19 protein-coding genes are annotated in these 19321 nt (G+C 60.2%); 10 read left to right on the top strand and 9 right to left on the bottom strand.

Annotation, left to right across the window (positions count from 1 at the left end; translation table 11 throughout):
* Positions 1–3 precede the first annotated feature (3 nt).
* Both ATY75_RS07555 and ATY75_RS07560 read right to left on the bottom strand, forming a co-directional pair.
* Positions 4–846 carry a universal stress protein gene (locus ATY75_RS07555; protein WP_088937054.1) on the bottom strand — a complete coding sequence of 281 codons (843 nt, stop codon included), beginning with the start codon at positions 844–846 and terminating at the stop codon, positions 4–6.
* Between the two features lie 107 nt (positions 847–953).
* The gene (locus ATY75_RS07560) at positions 954–1730 is read right to left on the bottom strand and encodes a competence/damage-inducible protein A (protein WP_088937055.1); all 777 of its coding nucleotides are present in this window, start codon (positions 1728–1730) and stop codon (positions 954–956) included.
* A gap of 890 nt (positions 1731–2620) precedes the next feature.
* Here ATY75_RS07560 and ATY75_RS07565 point away from each other — a divergent pair.
* The 3 genes from ATY75_RS07565 (at position 2621) to ATY75_RS35435 (ending at position 5322) form a co-directional block, all read left to right on the top strand.
* Complete coding sequence (locus ATY75_RS07565; protein ID WP_088937056.1) at positions 2621–4552, top strand: hypothetical protein; 1932 nt, start codon at positions 2621–2623, stop codon at positions 4550–4552.
* A 26-nt stretch (positions 4553–4578) separates the two neighbouring features.
* Positions 4579–4797 (top strand): hypothetical protein, encoded by a 219-nt coding sequence (locus ATY75_RS07570; protein ID WP_049734210.1) that lies wholly within the window; start codon positions 4579–4581, stop codon positions 4795–4797.
* A gap of 393 nt (positions 4798–5190) precedes the next feature.
* On the top strand, positions 5191–5322 hold the full coding sequence (locus tag ATY75_RS35435; RefSeq protein WP_257784959.1) for a hypothetical protein: 132 nt from the start codon (positions 5191–5193) through the stop codon (positions 5320–5322).
* Here ATY75_RS35435 and ATY75_RS07575 read toward each other — a convergent pair.
* Positions 5319–5675, bottom strand: a complete 357-nt coding sequence (locus ATY75_RS07575; protein WP_088937057.1) for a VanZ family protein — start codon at positions 5673–5675, stop codon at positions 5319–5321. The genes ATY75_RS35435 and ATY75_RS07575 overlap by 4 nt on opposite strands.
* 218 nt (positions 5676–5893) lie before the next feature.
* Here ATY75_RS07575 and ilvA point away from each other — a divergent pair, with 218 nt between their 5' ends.
* From ilvA to ATY75_RS07595, 4 genes are all read left to right on the top strand, one after another.
* A complete protein-coding gene (gene ilvA, locus ATY75_RS07580; protein ID WP_088937058.1) occupies positions 5894–7144 on the top strand; it encodes a threonine ammonia-lyase in 1251 nt (416 codons plus the stop codon).
* A 37-nt stretch (positions 7145–7181) separates the two neighbouring features.
* Positions 7182–7508, top strand: a complete 327-nt coding sequence (locus tag ATY75_RS07585; protein WP_064838180.1) for an HlyU family transcriptional regulator — start codon at positions 7182–7184, stop codon at positions 7506–7508.
* A gap of 255 nt (positions 7509–7763) precedes the next feature.
* On the top strand, positions 7764–9035 hold the full coding sequence (locus tag ATY75_RS07590; protein WP_088937059.1) for a GGDEF domain-containing protein: 1272 nt from the start codon (positions 7764–7766) through the stop codon (positions 9033–9035).
* A gap of 179 nt (positions 9036–9214) precedes the next feature.
* The gene (locus ATY75_RS07595) at positions 9215–10423 is read left to right on the top strand and encodes an MFS transporter (RefSeq protein ID WP_088937060.1); all 1209 of its coding nucleotides are present in this window, start codon (positions 9215–9217) and stop codon (positions 10421–10423) included.
* Between the two features lie 20 nt (positions 10424–10443).
* On the opposite strand, the gene ATY75_RS07600 is transcribed toward ATY75_RS07595, so the two are convergent.
* Entirely contained in the window at positions 10444–11220 is a 777-nt protein-coding gene (locus ATY75_RS07600) for an SDR family oxidoreductase (RefSeq protein ID WP_088937061.1), read from the bottom strand.
* Between the two features lie 160 nt (positions 11221–11380).
* On the opposite strand from ATY75_RS07600, the gene ATY75_RS07605 reads away from it, so the two are divergent.
* Positions 11381–11956, top strand: coding sequence for a TetR/AcrR family transcriptional regulator (locus tag ATY75_RS07605; RefSeq protein WP_088937062.1), 576 nt, complete (start codon positions 11381–11383; stop codon positions 11954–11956).
* Between the two features lie 48 nt (positions 11957–12004).
* Here ATY75_RS07605 and ATY75_RS07610 read toward each other — a convergent pair whose 3' ends face one another.
* Entirely contained in the window at positions 12005–12619 is a 615-nt protein-coding gene (locus ATY75_RS07610; RefSeq protein WP_064838185.1) for an FMN-dependent NADH-azoreductase, read from the bottom strand.
* Positions 12620–12756: 137 nt separating this feature from the next.
* On the opposite strand from ATY75_RS07610, the gene ATY75_RS07615 reads away from it, so the two are divergent.
* Entirely contained in the window at positions 12757–13725 is a 969-nt protein-coding gene (locus ATY75_RS07615; protein ID WP_088937145.1) for a LysR family transcriptional regulator, read from the top strand.
* A 141-nt stretch (positions 13726–13866) separates the two neighbouring features.
* On the opposite strand, the gene ATY75_RS07620 is transcribed toward ATY75_RS07615, so the two are convergent.
* From ATY75_RS07620 to ATY75_RS07640, 4 genes are all read right to left on the bottom strand, one after another.
* On the bottom strand, positions 13867–15855 hold the full coding sequence (locus ATY75_RS07620; RefSeq protein WP_088937063.1) for a bifunctional 2',3'-cyclic-nucleotide 2'-phosphodiesterase/3'-nucleotidase: 1989 nt from the start codon (positions 15853–15855) through the stop codon (positions 13867–13869).
* 288 nt (positions 15856–16143) lie between these two features.
* The gene (locus ATY75_RS07630; protein WP_088937064.1) at positions 16144–16551 is read right to left on the bottom strand and encodes a PilZ domain-containing protein; all 408 of its coding nucleotides are present in this window, start codon (positions 16549–16551) and stop codon (positions 16144–16146) included.
* A gap of 82 nt (positions 16552–16633) precedes the next feature.
* Complete coding sequence (locus tag ATY75_RS07635) at positions 16634–17518, bottom strand: DMT family transporter (RefSeq protein WP_088937065.1); 885 nt, start codon at positions 17516–17518, stop codon at positions 16634–16636.
* Positions 17519–17580: 62 nt separating this feature from the next.
* On the bottom strand, positions 17581–18042 hold the full coding sequence (locus ATY75_RS07640) for an Lrp/AsnC family transcriptional regulator (protein WP_049734221.1): 462 nt from the start codon (positions 18040–18042) through the stop codon (positions 17581–17583).
* 155 nt (positions 18043–18197) lie between these two features.
* Here ATY75_RS07640 and ald point away from each other — a divergent pair, with 155 nt between their 5' ends.
* Positions 18198–19316: an alanine dehydrogenase gene (gene ald, locus ATY75_RS07645; protein ID WP_064838187.1), complete on the top strand. Its 1119-nt coding sequence runs from the start codon at positions 18198–18200 to the stop codon at positions 19314–19316.
* The last annotated feature ends 5 nt before the right edge of the window (positions 19317–19321 follow it).

Below are 19321 nucleotides of genomic sequence, written 5' to 3' on the forward strand. Positions count from 1 at the left end.
GGGTCAGCGCGACAACAGCGTCAGCGCCGTCATCGATTGCAGCAAACTCTTGGTCGTGCCGCCGAAAATCATCTGCCAGAGCCAGGAATGCGTATAGGCGCCCATGACGAGAAGATCGATGCTGTCGTCCGACAGCCGGTTTTCGATGACATGCGAGGTGTTCTTATCCACGCTTCGGGCCGTCGCCAGTGTCGTCTTCACGCCGTGGCGGGCAAGCGCTGCGGCGATCGCGGCGCCTGCGGTCAGCGGCGATTGCAGCGCCGTGTCGACCGGGTCGACCGAAAAGATCTCGACCTCCTCGGCGGCTTTGAGGATCGGCAGCGCGTCGAAGGTTGCGCGCGCCGCTTCCTTCGAGCCGTTCCAGGCGATCAGCACGCGCTTGATCGGCTTCGGCTGGCGGATGATGTAGGGGATGATCAGCACCGGCCGGCCGGTTTCGAAGAGGAAGCTGTCGACGTCGACATGGCTGTCGGAGGCTTTGGCCGGATCGGCCTGCGAGGCGATCAAGAGATCGGCGCTGCGGGCGCTTTCGATCAGCTGTGCGGAGCCGTAGCCGATGGAGGTGGCAAAGCTGCGCCACTCCGAGGAGCCGCCTGAGGCCTCGGCCTTGGCGCGAAAAATTCGCTCCACCGCGATCGTTTCGCTATGCGCCATATCCTGCAGCGCCTGCACGGCGACCGGATCGGGGATTTCCATCGGCGCCACCAGCGGCACGGCGGAGATGTTTTCGGCATGCAGGCCGATCACATGAGCGCCGCTTTCGGCGGCAATGGCAAAGGCGAAATCGGTAACGGCGGCGCTATTGTCTGCTGTATCGAGAATGGCGAGAATGGTTTTGTAAGACATATCAATTCTCCTTGCGCTGAAATGGCGTGCGCGAGGAAGGAATGCACCGGACCGTTCTTCCGTTCCTTGAGGGGGATCAAGCCTGGTCCCCGGTTCCGGTCTTGTCCTCAAGCCTCGGCGGAATGGTTTTCGTCGATGTCCTTCCTCTGGCGGATGGCCTCGATCATGGCTTGCACCTCGGCGCCGGCCGCATCGATTGTTGCCTGCGCGCGGCCGCGCACGACGATCTCGGTCGAGAATTTCTGGCCGATATAGCGGGGGTAGGAACCGATGCTGGTGTCCGGGTGGGCTTTCTGGATCGCCGTCAGGGGAGTGCCGATCTCGCCTTCGCCGTAAGGGCAGGCGATGGCGAGCGACAGCACCGGCGTGCCGGTTCGAAGCGTCGGCAGCACATTGTCGACCATCGCCTGGAAAACCTGCGGCACGCCGGCCATCACATAGACATTGCCGATGATGAAGCCCGGCGCCGTCGACACCGGATTGGCGATATGCACGGATCCGCGCGGCATGCGCGCCATGCGCTGGCGCGCTTCGGTGAATTCCATCTCGCGGCGCCGGTACATATCGGCCAGCAGCCTCATCGCTTCTTCGTCATAGTCGCAGGGCACGCCGAACGCCTTGGAAATGGCATCGGCGGTGATGTCGTCATGTGTGGGCCCGATGCCGCCCGACGTGAAGACGTAATCATATCGAGCGCGAAGCGCGTTCAGCGCCTCGACGATCGCCTCCTCGTCGTCGGCGACGATGCGCACCTCCTTGAGGTCGATGCCGGAAAGAGTGAGCAGGTCGGCGAGGTGGCCGATATTCTTGTCCTTGGTGCGGCCGGAAAGAAGTTCGTCGCCGATGGCGAGCATGGCGGCGGTGACGACGGTGGCGTGGCTCATGGGATGTTCCGTGATGTGAGGCTGGTCAATAGGTAGCGCCCTTCGGCCGCTTTGCAAACATTGCTGGTGAAAGACGAATTCGGATGGGAGCTGTACCGGTTCGACGGTTTTCCCTCGCAACGAAACCCCACAGGCCTGCGGTGACGCCCATCTTCTCATCGGTGGCCTGATCTGAATCGGCATATGGTGCGGACGGCGGGGGTCGAACCCGCATAGCCTAGGCCGAGGGATTTTCTTACCGCTACGGCTTTCGCCGCCGCCTTCCGGCGTTTGTGGTCTGGACTATACCTTCACCCTAGCGTCTGCCTTAGGTGCTGCCCGTCTAGTCTCTACACCTTCCCCTTGCGGGGCTTGGCTCGGGATTGCCATCTGACAGGTTTCCCCGACTTTGAGCAGTTCTACATCAGGCGTTTCCGCCAGTGCACTCAATTTTGTTTAAGTCCCTTGTGTCTACCGATTCCACCACGTCCGCGTGGTTCTTTCTGCTAACAAAGAGAGGCGGCATTCTCAACCGATATTCGGTGTCCAGGTGCAATTCGGTTTCAAAGTCCAGAAGCCCTCAATCGCTTCGTCGCTTCGAATGTCCAGCTGAATCTTGGAGTAGAGCGGGGCCGTCCGGCGCGCCGATCCCAAACTTCGGCAAGCAACTGCGCGCCAGGAAGTTTCAAATTTCCGTTGTCGCCCTGCAAAGTCGCGACAGTCGATTGCAAAATTTCATGCCAGCCGGCGTAGAAAACTGAACACAACCCTTGCGACACAAGCTTGTTGAATTTCGCCGGACATTGGGACAAAGTGCTGGCAGGGGTAGCGTTTGCGATTTTTACTGTTGCAATACGTGCATTGCACTTTCTATCGTGAACATTGGGACATGTGGTGACTTAAAGGGCGAAATGGCTTTTGTTCTGAAGACCTTCGGGAGGCTGCAACTCATTGACGGGGAGGGAAATGCTGTTGCGTTTCCTGAGAAAGGCCTGCTGCTTCTCGCCTATTTATTTACAACCGACCAAGCTTCGGCAGATCGAACGACCGTGGCCCGCTTCCTATGGGGCGAAGCCGACAGGGATGTTGCACTGTCGACTTTGCGGAAGGTGATTTCCAGAGTTAAGTCCCGTCAGGACGATCTCGGCGTAAACATCCTTTCGTCTCAGGGCAACATGCTCATCCTCGACCGGGCGGCTTTGTCTTCCGACATTCTGCTCGCCGGCGAGGAGGACGAGGTGGAGCCGTTCTCCCGGCTCGGACAGTTGGTGGCGCTGATGAATCAGCCTTTTCTGGAGCCGGTTCACAACCATAGCCGTCAGTTTCAGCGCTGGCTCGCCGAACGTGAAAATTTCCATAACGAGCTTCTTGCCAATAGTGTGAGAGCGGCGTCCCAGCTTACCCCGTCGCCAAAGGAATCCGAGCTCCTGAGGAAGGCTGCGGTTATCCTCTTTCGGACCGAGCCGAAGGATCCGGAAACGCTGCAGCTGCTCATACGGATCTTTAAGGCGGAAGGGGAGGTTGAATCCCTTCGCAGCTATTTTGAACAGCGGCGCAATTCGACGGCGAGAGGTATCGCTGCGCGCAGGGAATCCAGTGAGGGTGACGCGAGATCCCCGCGTCCGCCATCCGTGTCGTCAACGGCGAAACTCGAGGCTGCTCTTCCCCTGGAGCCCGAGGACATGCGGATTGCCGTTCCCCGCCTGGTGCTGCTTCCTCCGAAGAATCAATCCGTTCGGCCGCAAGCCGGTTTTCTGGCCGCCTCTTTGGTGGAGGATATCACGATCGGATTTTGCGTCTTCAACAGCCTGGAGGTCATAGCCCCGTATTCGGCGGTTCAGATCGGCCATCAGGTGGAGACGCAGAAGGTCTTCTTTGAGCGGCATCGCGTCAATTATATCCTCGACACCCGGATCAGCAATATCGGCGATGAAGTGACGCTGTTCGCCCAGCTGATCTTTTTCGATCAGAATCAGATTGTCTGGGCCGAACGGTTCAGCCTCGATCGGATGGATCTTGCCAGAGACAGGAGAGTGGTTGCCCGGCAGATCGCTCTGTCCGTGTCCAGCGAAATCGAGCGCCATGAGGCATTGCGCGAAGACCTGAATCCCGTCGCCTACCACAGATATCTTGTCGGCAGGCGGCACTTGGCGCGGCTGACGCTTCCCAACCTGCGGCGCGTTCGCAAGGAAATGAAAGCCGCGCTCAGCGTAAGCCCCGATTTCACCCCGGCGCTGAGCTCGATGGCGCGGACCTACTCCAAGGAATGGTTGCTGACGGCGCGGGGGGATATCGATCTTTTACAATTGGCGGAGACCTTCGCAAAACAAGCCACCGGGACGCGTTCGGACTTCGCCGATGGCTATCGCGAGCTCGGTGTCGCCAAGCTGCTGCAGGGCGCGTTCGATGAAAGCGCCGAAGCCATGGAAGTGGCGGAAAGCCTTGCGCCGCACTACGCCGACGTAATCGCCGATTATGCCGACACTTTGGTTCATTGTTCGCTGCCCGCCATGGCCTTGCGAAAGATCGAGCGGGCAATCGAGCTGAACCCGCTCGGTCCCGATACCTATTTCTGGACTGCTGCAGGAGCAAATTATGCCCTCGGCGAATTTGAAGCGTCGCTGGACTATATCGGGCAGATGGCCGATCCTAATTTAGCGGATAGGTTGTCCGCTGCAAGTTGGGCCATGTTGGGTCATCAGGACAAGGCGCGGATATTCGTACGAAGGTTTCGTGAAGGCAATCCGGACTTCGATGTGGACAAATGGTTGTCTGCAGTTCCAAGTAAAGAGCAGTGGCATAAAGATCTTTATCGTGAAGGCCTGAAGAAAGCTGGATTTTAAACATCAATCGTTAGAAGGGGCAAAACATGGCTACAGTTGTTGTTATTAGTGTTGAAGGTCAAGACGGGCTCTGGGTCGCCGATCTGGACGCCGGCACCGTACTGCCGCTCCCGGTCCCCAAGGCGGGCGGCTTGAAAGTGGTCACCGATCTTCGCGCCACCGGCGCGACGGTGACAAAAGGCGTGAATGTGGCTGTCACCGTCAAGTCCGCGGAAGCGGCATTCTCCGGTCATTATGACGGCTAGACGTGATGACGTTATAGCGCCGTTGCGTCTTTCAGGCGCGTGACGGAAGCTGTAGCACTCTTGATTATCTGTGATTTATTTGGATTCAGATCTTAAGAATCTTTGCAGAAGTGCGAGACGGCGAGCGGGAAATAGACCTGCTCCCCGTCGAGCATAAATGCGGTGCTCTACGATTAATCGTCGTTATTCCCGTACCGACAAGGTGTAGCGGTCTCAGCGATACTATCGGCTGGGTTAGCGGGTTCGTGTCCTCTTGCCCACACAGCTTCATAATACCGTTTGAATATGCACGTATATCGGGGATATAAGCGCGTCATCGCTTGACAAGGGCAATATCGGTGCAAGGATTGCGCCGCGGCGGTTTAGTAAGTGTTGTCTTGTGGGAGTAAGGCGATGGTTTACGATTGGACTGGAGCTAAGGTTCGGCGCATCCGGATCTTCAAGACCAGTGTCGCGCTTGTTCTGGGAACCGCGACGGCTGCGATACCGCTGTTCTTCTGGGCCATGGAGTTTCGCGGTTTCTAACCTGAGACAATCACCGTCTCGCGCCACCTGTTGATCACCCAGCCGGCCAGCAGCCCGAGGGCGGCGCCCATTGCCTTGATGCCGGCGTCATGCAGGCGCGGATGGCGCGTCGGCGAGAAGTACTGCAGATATTCGATGGCGACGGCGCCAGCGATCAGCAGCACGGCCACCAATTTCCACTGTTTCGGATAGGCGAGCGCAAAGGCGAGGCCGACAAGAATATAGGCGGCTGCGCGGTCGGTATCGACAGTCGTGACGGTCTCCGGCCTCAGCCCGATCGGCGAAACCGTGACGAAGAGAATGAAGGCGAGCAGCAGCCAGGCCACAGGTTTTGCGAATTTGAAGATCATCATCGTTCCATATAATTGGCAGGCCTTTGCATTGACAGTTAAAATCAGTTCATCTGCCGCCGAGTTCGTGATTGGCTTAAGAAAGGCTTCCTGAGGCTGGACCAGGGATCAGGATGCGAGCGGCTCGGTCAGCGAACCGGAAATGGCCGGAGCGGGCTTTCTTTTGCCGGCCGGCCTGTGCCATAGCGGCGGCGGCTAATCTTTAGGAATGGACCACGCTCGTGACGAGACTTGAAGTCGAAAGCGCCGAAGCGGCAATGCGCAGCCTTTTCCCGGCGACGCCGCTGCAGCTCAATGACCATCTTTCCGCTCGCTACGGTGCCGATATCTGGCTGAAGCGCGAGGATCTGTCGCCGGTGCGTTCCTACAAGATTCGCGGCGCCTTCAATTTCTTCCGCAAGGCGATCGGGCAGGGCGCTTCCGGCAAGACCTTCGTCTGCGCCTCGGCCGGCAATCATGCCCAGGGCTTTGCCTATGTCTGCCGCCATTTCGGCGTGCCGGGCGTCGTCTTCATGCCGGTGACGACACCGCAGCAGAAAATCGACAAGACCCGCATGTTCGGTGCCGAATTCATCACCATCCGGCTGTTCGGCGATTTCTTCGACCAGTGCTACCAGGCTGCGCGCGACCATGTCGAAGCGGTCGGTGGCGTCATGGTGCCGCCCTTCGACCATGCCGACATCATCGAAGGGCAGGCGACCGTCGCCGCCGAGATCATGCAGCAACTGCCTGAGGGAACGGTGCCCGATATGGTCGTCCTGCCGGTCGGCGGCGGCGGCCTTGCCGCCGGCATTACCGGCTATCTCGACGGCACCGTGGCGAAATCGGCCTTCGTCTTTACCGAGCCCGCCGGCGCGCCGAGCCTCAGACGCAGCATCGAGGCAGGTGAGGTAACGACGCTCGCCAAGGTCGACAACTTCGTCGACGGCGCCGCCGTCGCCCGCATCGGCGACCTGAATTTCGCCGCCCTTCGCGATTTTCCGGCAAGCCAAGTGCAGTTGATGCCGGAGAACGCCATCTGCGTCACCATCCAGGAAATGCTGAATGTCGAGGGCGTCGTGCTGGAGCCGGCCGGCGCCCTGTCGCTGACGGCGATCGCCGCGATGGACGCCGAGGCGATCCGCGGCAAGACCGTTGTCGCCGTCGTCTCCGGCGGCAATTTCGATTTCGAGCGCCTGCCTGACGTAAAGGAACGAGCCATGCGTTACGCAGGGCTGAAGAAGTATTTCATCCTGCGGCTTGCCCAGCGCCCGGGGGCGCTTAGGGATTTCCTCAATCTGCTCGGGCCCGACGATGATATTGCCCGCTTCGAATATCTGAAGAAATCGGCGCGCAATTTCGGCTCGATCCTGATCGGCATCGAAACCAAGGCGCCGGAGAACTTCGCTAGGCTGATCGGAAATTTCGAAGCGGCCGGCATGGGTTACGAGGATATCACCGAAAACGAGATCCTCGCCAACCTGATCATTTGACTTGGCGACAGCGATATCGCCGTGCTAAAGGCGGAGCATGGCTTCGTTCCTTTCAAATCTCTTTTCGATGTTCTCCGGCGGCGGCAAAGCCGCCTCGGAGGCGGCAGGCCCTTCCGGCGAGCCGCAGCTTTACAACGACTGCACAATCTATGCGGAGCCGCGTAGGGAAGGCAGCCAGTATCGGCTTGCCGGCCGCATCGAAAAGAAGGTCGGCGACGAGGTGCTGGTGCGCAATTTCATCCGCGCCGATCTGTTCTCGTCCTCCGACGATGCGCTCGAATGCACGGTGCGCAAGGCGCAGCAGATCATCGATCAGCATGGTTCGTCACTCTTCGGTGACGGCGAGAAGCTTCGTCAGGTCTGAGGCCGGGATTGGCCGCATCTGCATCGGATGCCGGATCACAATTATTCTTGTTTTTCAATCCTGTGACGCGACGCCGCCGCCGGTGATCGGGATATCGCTCACGCAATCTTAAAGGATTGCAGTCAAAGCTATTGCCTGCAGCATGTGCAGGGCCGCCCTCGTGTTTGACTTTTTCGGACGATCGACCAAAGGATCCGCCGTCGCGGCCATTGCGCCCGCGTTCGGTTCAGGGCACCGGCCTGAAGCCGGGGTGCTCTGATGGAGACGCTCAACCTCGCGCTCTTTGCCGTCGAAGCCATCGCTTATTTCGCGCTGATGGTCACCCTTCTGCATTTCCGTCATCGGCTTGGTCTCGGGGTTTTCCTGACGGCGCTCGGCGTCATGCATTTCATGGAGACCTATCTGGCGGCGGTCTTCTATATCACGCTGCCGTTCGGCGATGTGTCGCCCGGCTCGTCGGTCTTCTTCTCCGGCAAGCTGATGATGATCCTGATGCTTTACCTGCAGGAGGATGCCGCGACGGTTCGCCAGCCGATTTACGGCCTGTTCCTCGGCAACCTGCTGACCGTCGGCATTGCGTGGGTGCTGCAACTGCACCTGCCGCTGCAGATGTCGCCCAGCCACACGCCGGATGTGGCTTTCCTTCAGGAAATGGGCTGGCTGATGGTCTGGGGCACGGCGCTGCTTTATGTCGATTCGCTCGGCATCATTCTGCTTTACGAAAAACTGGGCGATTTCTTCCGCCGGCGTGTCGTCCTGCGCTTCCTGATTTCCGGCTTCGTGCTGCTGACCTTCGACCAGATCGGCTTCTTTGCGGCGCTGAATTATTTCCTGGATGTGCCGATCGCCGCATTCTGGGCAGGTTGGAAAGCGAAAATGCTTGCCGTCTGCCTCTATGCGGCAATGTTTGCGATCTACGAATATCGCATTCGCCGCGGCGGCGCGGCCATGTCGGCGCGCTCCATCAGCGACGTCTTCGGCGACCTGACCTTCCGCGAGCGCTACAACGATCTGCTGGAGCGCACCGGCCGCGATATGCTCACCGGCGTTTACGATCGCACGCGCATGGAACTTGAAGCACCGCTGATGCTGAACGAGGCGCTGAGGCAGGGGGTGTTTGCCACCATCCTGATTATCGACGCCGATCACTTCAAGGATGTCAATGACGGCTATGGCCATCTCCAGGGCGATGAGGTGCTGAAGGCGATCGCCGCCCGGTTGGGCACGACCTTGCGTTCCAGCGACCGCGTCTTCCGCTTCGGCGGCGAGGAATTCGTTGCCGTTTGTCCGGGTACCGCCCACGAGGAAGGTCTGCTGCTGGCAGAGCGCCTGCGCTGGACGATCGCCACCAGCGTCAAGACGCCGGACGACAGGCCGGTCACGGTCAGCATCGGTGTTGCCACAGCCGACGAGGACGGCGCTGATTTCACTGCGGTGCTGACGGCCGCCGACGGCAGGCTCTATGCTGCCAAGAAGAGCGGCCGCAACTGCGTCGTTGGCCGCTCCGGCGTGGTGAAACTCGGTTGACCCGATCAAAGCAATGGGTCGGCTGCCGGTGTTTGTGATGTTGCATGTACACAAACAGACACCACCAACAGAATGCATTTTCAATAGGTTATAGTAACAATAAAAACGACTTGTTAGCATAGCGCAAACGTGATCTCCATTGCCGCAACGGATCAGATTTCCTGCGAGGGCGTGGAGACATGAGTGATGCAGTTGCACGAACGAAGGTCGATGGCGGCGAGTTCGCCGTCTTGTGTATCGGAGGATTTCTTCTTTCGATCGCCTATGGCGTGACCTTTCTGATCCCGGTGCTGGTCGGCCAGCGCGGCGGCAACGAGGCGCTTGCCGGCCTGATCATCTCGGCGGCAACCATCAGCACCGTTATTCTGGTCATCCTCTCCGGCCACATTGCCGATGCCATCGGCTCTGCGCGCGCAGTGGCGATTTCCGGCCTGTTTCTCGCGGCATCGGGGCTGGGCTTTGCCACGGTCCCGGCAGCCGGGCTCAGCCTGATGACCGTCGGTTTCGTCCTCGGCATCGGCTGGGGCACGTTCTACGCGCTCGGCCCCATCCTGGTCGCAGCGATCACCGAGCCCGAGCACCGGATCAGGTTCTTTGCCCTGCTTTCAGGATCGATGATGTCTGGCATCGGCGCCGGACCGATCATCGGCCGCATTGTCACCGGCTGGTCCCTGCCGATCGAGACGGCCTTCGCCTTTGCGTTCCTGTCCAGTCTCGCCGGCGGCGCCCTTTATTTCCTGCTGCACGTCAGGCTGACCAATGCCGGCAAGATCCTGCCGCATGTCAACAAGATCTCCTTTGCCGCAGCACGTCAGGTGATCGGTTCGCGGGCGATCTATTCCATCGCCATGGTCGGCATCGGCGGCGCGATTTTCGGCGGGCTTTCCAGCTTTCAGACCAGCTACGCCAAGGCGCATGGCTTCGATTATTCGCTGTTCTTCATCGGCTTCATGTCCGCTGCCATCCTGAGCCGGCTGTTCGTGGCGGCCTATGTGGTCAAGAAAGATCCGTTCTATTCGCTTCTGGTGCTGACCAGCCTGACGCTCGTTTCCATCCTGCTGTTCCTGGTGGTGACGTCAAATCAGCTGGCCTATCTCGGCGCCGCGGCAATACTGGGGCTGGGCTATGGGCTGACCTATTCGGTCATCAACGGCCTTGCCGCAAATGAGGCGCCCACAGGCCTCATGCCGCAATCGCTTCTTTTGTTCTCGCTGTCCTATTTCATCGGCGTCTTCGGCTTTCCACTGATCGCCGGCAACCTGATCGTTTCCTCCGGCATCCAGGCCATGCTGCATGTCTTGCTGCTGCTTGGCGTCGCCAATTTGGCGATCGTCCTGTTTCGTATTGTCCAGCGCGTCAGGAACCCTGACCGAGGCCGGGCAAGATGACTTTGCCCGGCCTTGCTGGTTTACGCGGCGCGGAAGATCTTGGCGCCGGATGGGGCGCTCGTCATGCCGCCGTCAACGGTGATCTCGATGCCGGTGACATTGGAGGAGTCATCCGAGGCCAGATAAAGCGCGGCCTTGGCAATTTCCTCGGCTTCGCTCATGCGGCCGAGCGGGCTCATGCCGCCGATGCGGGCCTCGAGCGCCGACATCGCGTCTTCCGTCTGGGCCATCGGTGACCAGATCGGCGTCTTCGTGCCGCCGGGAGTCACCTGATTGACCCGAATGCCGCGCGGCGCCAGTTCGGAGGCCATATTGCGCGTCAGCGCCCGGACCGCCGCCTTGGTGGCCGCATAGGCCGACCAGCCGGGAGCGCCGAGCACGGCGTGCACCGAACCGTTGAGGATCACCGAAGCGCTATCGTTGAGATGCGGCAGGGCAGCCTGCACGGTGAAGAAAACCGCCGTGAGATTGGTGCTGATGATCTGATTGAATTGCTCGGGCGACGTCTCTCCGAGCGGTGTCGCACCGCCGATGCCGGCATTGGCAAAGACGATGTCGAACTTGCCGACCTTTGCGGCGGCTTCCGCAAAGGCCTTCTCGGTGGCGGCGGCATCGGTGACATCGACCTTCAGCGCAACGACGCCGGCACCAAGCGCCTTCTCGGCGGCCGCGAGCGTTTCCGGATTGCGGCCGGTGATCACCACCTTCGCACCTTCGTCGATAAAGACCTTGGCGGTCGCAAGACCGATGCCGCTGTTGCCGCCGGTGATCAGCGCGACCTTGTTTTGTAGACGCATGATTCATGCTCCTCTTGGAATTGGCAACGATCTGGATTATGATCGTTATCTATAAGGATTATGATTGTAATCTACGTGAGTCAAGGAGCATGATGCCGAAAAGTGTAAGCGGTTTTCGGCCGACATCATGCTCATTCGAATTTATTACGGGGAGATTCGGATGGGTCGTTCGCAGCTGGAAAAACAGAAGACGCACGAAAAGATCGTCGAGACTGCCTCGAGGCGGCTGCGCGAGGCGGGGCTGGAAGGTGTCGGCGTCGCCGATCTGATGAAGGAGGCCGGACTGACGGTCGGTGGCTTCTATAAGCACTTCGCCTCCCGCGACGATCTGGTCGCCGAGGCGATCCAGTCCGCCTTCGATTCATGGGGACGCAAACTGCAGGCCGAGGGCGTGGACCCGGCAAAGATGACGGCTGCCGATATCGCCGATCGTTATGTCAGCACCTATCACCGCGACAACCCCGGCGAAGGCTGCCCCTTTGCGGCGCTGACCTCCGATATCTCCCGCAGCGGCGCGAAGGCGCGGGCGATCGCGACAGACGGGCTCAGGCGTAATTTCGAGGGCTTGGCGAGTAAGGCCGCGGGAGCGGACGAAGCGGAGAGACGGCGTAAGGCGATCACGGCCTTCGCGATGATGGCCGGCGGCGTCGGCCTTGCCAGACTATCCTCCGACGAGGCTCTGTCTGCCGAAATCCTGGAGACGGTCCGGGATTTCGTTGCCGGTATCGACAAATGAGAAACGGCCGGCGAAGGCCGGCCGTTTCGTGAAATATCCGCGAGCCGATCAGGCGGCCAGCGCGATTTCCTGGACGCGCGACTTGGCGGCGTCGATGGCCTTTTCGGCAGCTTCCGGACCGAAAGCCAGACCTTCGACATAGATGGTCTCGACATCGCTGATGCCGAGGAAGCCGAGAACCGACTTCAGATACGGCACGGCATGGTTCAAGGGGGCAGCCGGTCCCTGCGAGTAGACGCCGCCCGAGGTGAGCACCACGTAAACCTTCTTACCGGTGAGCAGGCCGACCGGGCCGCTTTCGGTGTACTTGAACGTCACGCCGGCGCGGGCGATGTTGTCGATCCAGGTCTTCAGCGACGAATAGATATTGAAATTGATGAGGCCGGTGCTGATGACGATCGTATCGGCGGCAAAGAGTTCGTTGACCAGTTCGTCGGAGGTCTTGACGGCGGCGACTTCCTCGGCGGTGCGGGCCTCGGCCGGCTTGCGGATGGCGCCGGTGAAGAGGTCGTCGATATGCGGCAGCGGGCTGGCGGCGAGGTCGCGGCGAACGAGGACGCTGCCCGGATTCTGGTTCTGCAGCTTTTCGGCAAGTTCGACGGCGATCGGCGTCGAGAGCGATTCGGCGCGCGGGCTGGACGTCAGAAGAAGGATGGACGACATGGTGCATTTCCTTTCGAATTGGATTTGACGGCCCGTTGCTGGGAGGTGAGCCGCAGTCTCGAAGCGGAAAATAGGTCTGGCCCGCTATCGAAAAAACGGTGATAATGTCGATCGAAATTATCGATGGAATGGATGGTATGCTTCCGAACCCGACTTTGGACCAATTGCAGGTATTTTTGACCGTCGCCGAGACCGGCAGCTTTTCGGCCGCGTCGCGGGCGCTGAACCGCGCGCAGTCGGTCGTCAGCTATACGATCGCCAATCTGGAAGCGCAGCTTGAAATGCCGCTTTTCGAGCGGTCCGGCGCGCGCCAGCCGAAGCTGACGGAGGCGGGCAAGGCGATGCTCGAGGATGCGCGCCGTATCCTCGGCGACCTGCAGGTCATGCGGGCGCGCGTCAAGAGCCTTAGGGAGGGCCTCGAAGCCGAGGTTTCCGTCGCCATAAGCGTCATGGTGCCATCGCGGGCCGTCGTGGATGTGCTGCACGAATTCCGCGAAAGGTTTCCGTCCGTTGCGTTGAACCTCAATGTCGGCGAGCTCGGCGTGGTGATGGACCTCGTCCTCAGCGGTAAGGCGACGATCGGGATTGGAGGCGCAGTCCTCAAGCAGGACGATTCCGTCGTCACCGAGCGGATCGGGCATTCCTTCATGTTGCCCGTTGCCGCGCCCAACCATCCGCTTGCCCAAATAGACAGGCCGCTCACGCTTGGCGACGTGCGCGAGGAAGTGCAGCTCGTCGTCACCGACGCTTCGGGCCGGACGAAGGGGCGGGATTTCAATGTCCTGTCCTACAAGACGTGGCGCGTCAGCGATATTGCCGTGAAGCACCAGCTCATCAAGGCCGGACTCGGCTGGGGCGGCCTTCCTGCTTCCGTCATCCATGACGATCTGCGCAGCGGCGCGCTCATCCATCTCGATCTGGATGCCTATGAGCAGGGCGAGTATGCCATCTATTCGATGCGCCAGCTCGCCAACCCGCCCGGACCGGCCGCCAGCTGGATGATCGACGCCTTCCGCACACGGCTTTCCCATTGCCCGAACCAGGCCGATTTCCATGCCGAGATGGCGGAACTGCGTGACACCGCACCGCCGCTCGCGGCCGAATGACGAAGGCGCGGAGCCGCGCCTTCGCTGATATGCTTTCGCTTAGAGCATGTCTCGCAAAAGCGTGCGCGGTTTTACGATAAAGACATGCGTAAAACAGAGACCTAAAGCGAGACAAGCGAATCTGAAGGATCGCGACACGCTTTAGAGAACCAGCCTGAACTTCGAGAAGCCGTCGGCGCCGTCGCCGGCCTCCTCGATCTTGACGCTCTTGAGCGCAGCGAGGAATTGCTTCGCCTTCGGGCCGCTTTCGAAGGTCGCCGTCGTGCCCGGCAGCGGCTTGAAGGTCCAGTTCGCATCGGCCGACGGATTGATCGTGCCCTGGTCGTGGACATAGCGGACGATGACGTCACGGTTGGTATCCGGCGCCTGGAAAATCACCTTGTCGGCTGCGATCTCCGGGAAATTGCCGCCGCCGCCGGCGCGGTAATTGTTGGTGACGACGACGAACTTCTGGGCCGGATCGATCGGCTTGCCGTCGAAGGCAAGGTTCTGGATGCGGTTGGCATCCGGATTGATCGCCTTGCCGGCGGAATCATATTTCGGCGGCTGCGACAGGTCGATCTGGTAGGTCACGCCGTCGATGACGTCGAAATTATAGGACGGGAAGTCGTTGTTGAGCAGCGGCGCATCCTTCGCGCCGGCCTCGATGTGATTGAACATGCCGGCCGACATTTCCAGCCAGTTCTTCACCTGGGCGCCGGTGATGGCGACGGCCTGCACCGTGTTCGGGTAGAGATAGAGGTCGGCGACGTTCTTGATGGCGATATCGCCGGCCGGGACGTCGGTATAATAGTCGGCGCCGCCGCGGCCGCCGGCCTTGAAGGGGGCCGCCGCCGAAAGCACCGGCAGATCCTTGTACTTGGTGTCGGCCAGCATCTGCTTGATGTACCAGGTCTGGGCCTGGCTGACGACCTGCACGGAAGGATCGTCGGCGACGAGCGCGAAGTAGGAATAGAGCGGTGCCGACGTCTTGCCGACCGGGGTGCGGACATAGGCAAGCGTCGCCTCGTGCTCGGCCTTGGCGGCCTCGACCACGTCCTTCTTGTCGGCGTAATCGGCAACCACCTTCTTCTTGTCGTCGCGATGGTAGATCGGCCGCGCTTCCGAGGTGAAGTCGACGATCTTCCAGCCGTTGCCGTCCTTTTCGAGCAGCAGGTCGATGAGGCCGAGATGCGAGCCCCAGAAGCCGGCCATCACGGCGGGCTTGCCATGCAGCGTGCCCTTGACGGGATCGGCATTGGCGATACCGTCCCAGCTCTTCGGGCCGGGGAAGACGAGATGCTGGTGGCCGGTGAAGATCGCGTCGATGCCGTCGACGGCGGCAAGATGCAGCGAGGCGTTTTCCATCTTTTCGGATGGCGCGGCGCCATCGATGCCGGAATGGGAGAGCGCGATGACAATATCGGCGCCGGCTTCCTTCATCGCCGGAACCCAGGCCTTGGCGGCCTCGACGATATCTCGCGTCTGCGCCTTGCCTTCGAGGTTCTTGATATCCCAGAGCATGATCTGCGGCGGCACGAAGCCGATGAAGCCGATCTTCACCAGGCTCTCCTTGCCGGCGCCGTCTTTGATCTGCTTTTCCACGATGATGTAGGGCTTGAAGAAGAGATCGTCCTGCTTCGGATCCGAGGCGAGTTGGCCCTTGGTCAGGTTGGCGCAGACGAAGGGAAAGTTTGCGCCGGAGAGGACCTTGAACATGAAGTCAAGGCCATAATTGAACTCGTGATTGCCGAGCGTCCCGACAGTGTAGCCGAGAGTGTTCATCGCCTTGATCACCGGATGGACGTCGCCGTCCTTCATGCCGTGCTGATAGGCCATGTAGTCGCCCATCGGATTGCCCTGCAGCACGTCGCCATTGTCGATCAGCAGCGAGTTGACGGCCTCTGCGCGGATATTGTCGATGATCGTTCCGGTGCGCGACAGTCCCATCGTGTCGTTCGGCTTGTCGGCGTAATAGTCATAGGGGAAGACGTTGACGTGAATATCCGTCGTTTCCATCAGACGGAGATGGGCCTGGTTGGCGCTGGCACGGGCGCTGAAGGGATGCAGCAGCACCAGGGCGGAGGTGGCGGCAAGGCCGCCGAGCAGGGAACGGCGGCTCATGACGCCAACGTCGAAAATGGAAGACATCGAAACTCTCCTATAGGGATCATGCATCGTCCGGCCCGTCAGAATTAGGACGATTTGGCGAGGAGTACACATCAAAAATGACAGGACGGCAAAACAATCCGCCGTGGACGCGGCATGGCTGCGAAATGCAATTCATGCTGCAGTCGGGCTGCCGGGGACAGGATCAATTATAGGCTCAGCACCAGACTGCCGCAGCCACCTGCCGCAGCCGGGGCGCGGTCGATCTGGACGTCAACGTCGGCCGCTGCGGCTGGAACGATCTCAGCCGCATCTTCGGCGCGAAGGCGGTCAGCGTGACGGTTTCGGCGTCGACGTTGCCAAATGAGGTGGGCGATCGCCGCTGGTCGCGGCCCTAAGCTGACGCACCGCCAGCACCGGCCGTATCTCTTTATGGAAAAAGCGAAAATAGGAGGAGACCTGTGCCCGCGCATTCGAATTCACATCGAACTGGATGCCGATGCGGCCGTTGTGCTTCCAGCGGATGATGCCTTCCAGCAGCCCGATATTTTCAGCCTCGATGCGCACCTTGCTGCCGGAAGCGGCATGGAGCGGCGTCTTCGTCTCCAGCGCCGCGCCGGTTGCCGACAGGTTAAGAATGCGGACATCCACCTCGCTATTCAGATATTTGACGCTGCCGAAGACGCGACAGTTTTTCCGGTCGGCCTTGCGGGCTGTAATTTTCAAATTCTGGCTCATATGTTCTCCCTTGAATATGATGGGGAGCATAGCGCACGAAAATTGAAATGGTTTTAGGGGCTTGGCTAAAATTGCAGTCAAATCATCGCCTACTCGCGGCCGTCCTGCGGCCCACCACATGTTCGCGCCAAATGGTGAAGATGCCGGCGCAGACGACGATGATCGAGCCGATGATCGTGTTGATACTGAGCGTTTCGTCATAGATCGTCACACCGATGATCGAGGCGTAGACCAGTGACAGATAGGTGAGCGGCTGAACCGCGGCGGCATCGAGAAGATCATAGGCGCGGATCAGGAAATAATGGCTGGAAATGCTGGTCATGCAGACGAGCGCCATCCAGCCCCAGTCTCCCGCAGACATAGAGCTCCAGTAGAACGGGCCGATGAGGGTCATCGTGATGCCGCCGATGACGCCGGTATAGAAGAAGCTGGTCATCGATGAATCATCGCGGCTGACGAGACGGGTGGCGATGACATAGAAGGCGAAGTTGAAACAGGAAATAATGGCCAGAAGCAATTTCACATCGAAAAACTCGCCTTCCGGCTTCAGGATCAGCAGCACCCCGAATAGTCCGGTGCCGATCGCTGCCCACCGCCGCCACCCGACCCGCTCGCCGAGGATCGGCATCGCCAGCAGTGCGATCAGAATCGGCGTCGCGGAAAAGATCGCCTGTGAACGGGCAAGGCCGATCACGGCAAAACAGGTGATGGCCAGAACCACCTGAACCGCAAGCAGAATGCCGCGTATCACCTGCAGGTAGGGGCGCCTGGTGCGGGCGGTCGCCTTGATGCCGCCGCGCATCTTCGAGGCGAGGATGATGGTGAACAGCGCGAAGGCCCAGTAGCGGATCATCGTCACGAAGATCGGCGGGTAGGTGGACGCCAGATGTTTTGAGATGGCGTCCTGCAGAGAGAAGATGGTGATCGCCAGCAGAGCGAAAATATAACCGTGGGTCTTCGATGTCATGATATGCCGTTGAGCGGGAAACACCGAAAGTCTGGGCAGGCTTTCCGCCAATATGCAAGGCCTCAAAGCCCGACATTCGGCTTGTCGATGATTTCTCTGAGCGCGAAACTGGAATTGATCTTGACGACGTGGGGCAGGGCCGAGAGCCAGTCACGATGGATGCGCTCGTAATCCTCAAGGTCGCGGGCAGCGACCCTGAGAATATAGTCGTATTCGCCCGACATCAGGTAACAGACGAGCACGTTCGGGCAGAGCTTCACCGCCGCCTCGAATTCCGCCAGCGTCTTGGCGAACTGGCCGGAGAGCGAAATATGCACGATGGCGATCATCTTGTAGTCGAGCGCCTTGTGCGAAAGCCGCGCGTGATAGCCGCCGATGACGCCGCTTCTCTCCAGAATGTCGAGCCGGCGCGAACAGGCCGAAGGCGACAGGCCGATCCGTTCGGCAAGCTCGGCATTGGTGATGCGGGCATTGGCCTGCAAAGTCCGGAGAATCGCAAGATCGATGGTATCGAGATCGGCCATTCGAATAACCTTCGAATCAAGAGGCATTGAGCGCAATAATCACCGAAAAATCACCTATTGGCAAATCGTCTTTGCAAGGACATTTCGCTGTCTTGATGGTTGGATTCCTCATCCGAAAAATCCGCGGCCGCGGAGATAAAATGAGAGGAACGCCAATGCGTGTCGGTTGCCCGAAGGAAATCAAGAATCATGAATATCGCGTCGGCCTGACGCCGGCTTCGGTGCGCGAATACGTCGCCCATGGCCATGAAGTCTGGGTGGAGACGAAGGCGGGTACCGGCATCGGCGCCGATGACGCCGCTTATGCCGCGGCCGGCGCGAAGATCGCCGCCTCCGCCAAGGATATCTTTGAAAAATGCGACATGATCGTCAAGGTAAAGGAGCCGCAGCCCTCCGAATGGGCGCAGCTGCGCGACGGTCAGCTTCTCTATACCTATCTGCATCTGGCGCCCGATCCGGAACAGACCAAGGGTCTGATTGCCTCCGGCGTCACCGCGATCGCCTATGAGACGGTAACCGACGAGCGCGGCGGCCTGCCGCTGCTGGCGCCGATGTCGGAAGTTGCCGGCCGCCTGTCGATCCAGGCGGGCGCGACCGCGCTGCAGAAGGCCAATGGCGGCCTCGGCGTCCTGCTCGGTGGCGTGCCCGGCGTGCTGCCGGCCAAGGTCGCAGTCATCGGTGGCGGCGTCGTCGGCCTGCATGCCGCGCGGATGGCCGCCGGCCTTGGCGCCGATGTCAGCATTCTCGACCGGTCGCTGCCGCGCCTGCGCCAACTCGACGATATCTTTGCCGGCCGCATCCACACGCGTTATTCCAGCATCCAGGCGCTGGAAGAGGAGGTCTTCTCGGCCGATCTCATCATCGGCGCCGTGCTGATCCCCGGTGCCGCCGCGCCGAAACTCGTCACCCGCGAAATGCTGTCCGGCATGAAAAAGGGCGCCGTCATCGTCGACGTCGCCATCGACCAGGGCGGCTGCTTCGAGACTTCGCATGCGACGACCCATTCCGACCCGACCTACGAGGTCGAGGGCGTGGTGCATTATTGCGTCGCCAACATGCCGGGCGCTGTCCCCGTCACTTCGGCGCATGCGCTGAACAACGCGACGCTGGTTCACGGCCTGGCGCTTGCCGATCGCGGCCTGCGCGCCATCGCCGAAGACAAGCACCTGAGGAACGGCCTCAATGTGCATAAGGGCCGCATTACCAACAAGCCGGTTGCCGAGGCGCTTGGCTACGAGGCCTTCGCGCCGGAGAGTGTGCTTAACGTAGCGTAAGCTGC

It is taken from the genome of Rhizobium sp. N122 (assembly GCF_002211295.1).
Classification (GTDB): Bacteria; Pseudomonadota; Alphaproteobacteria; order Rhizobiales; family Rhizobiaceae; genus Rhizobium.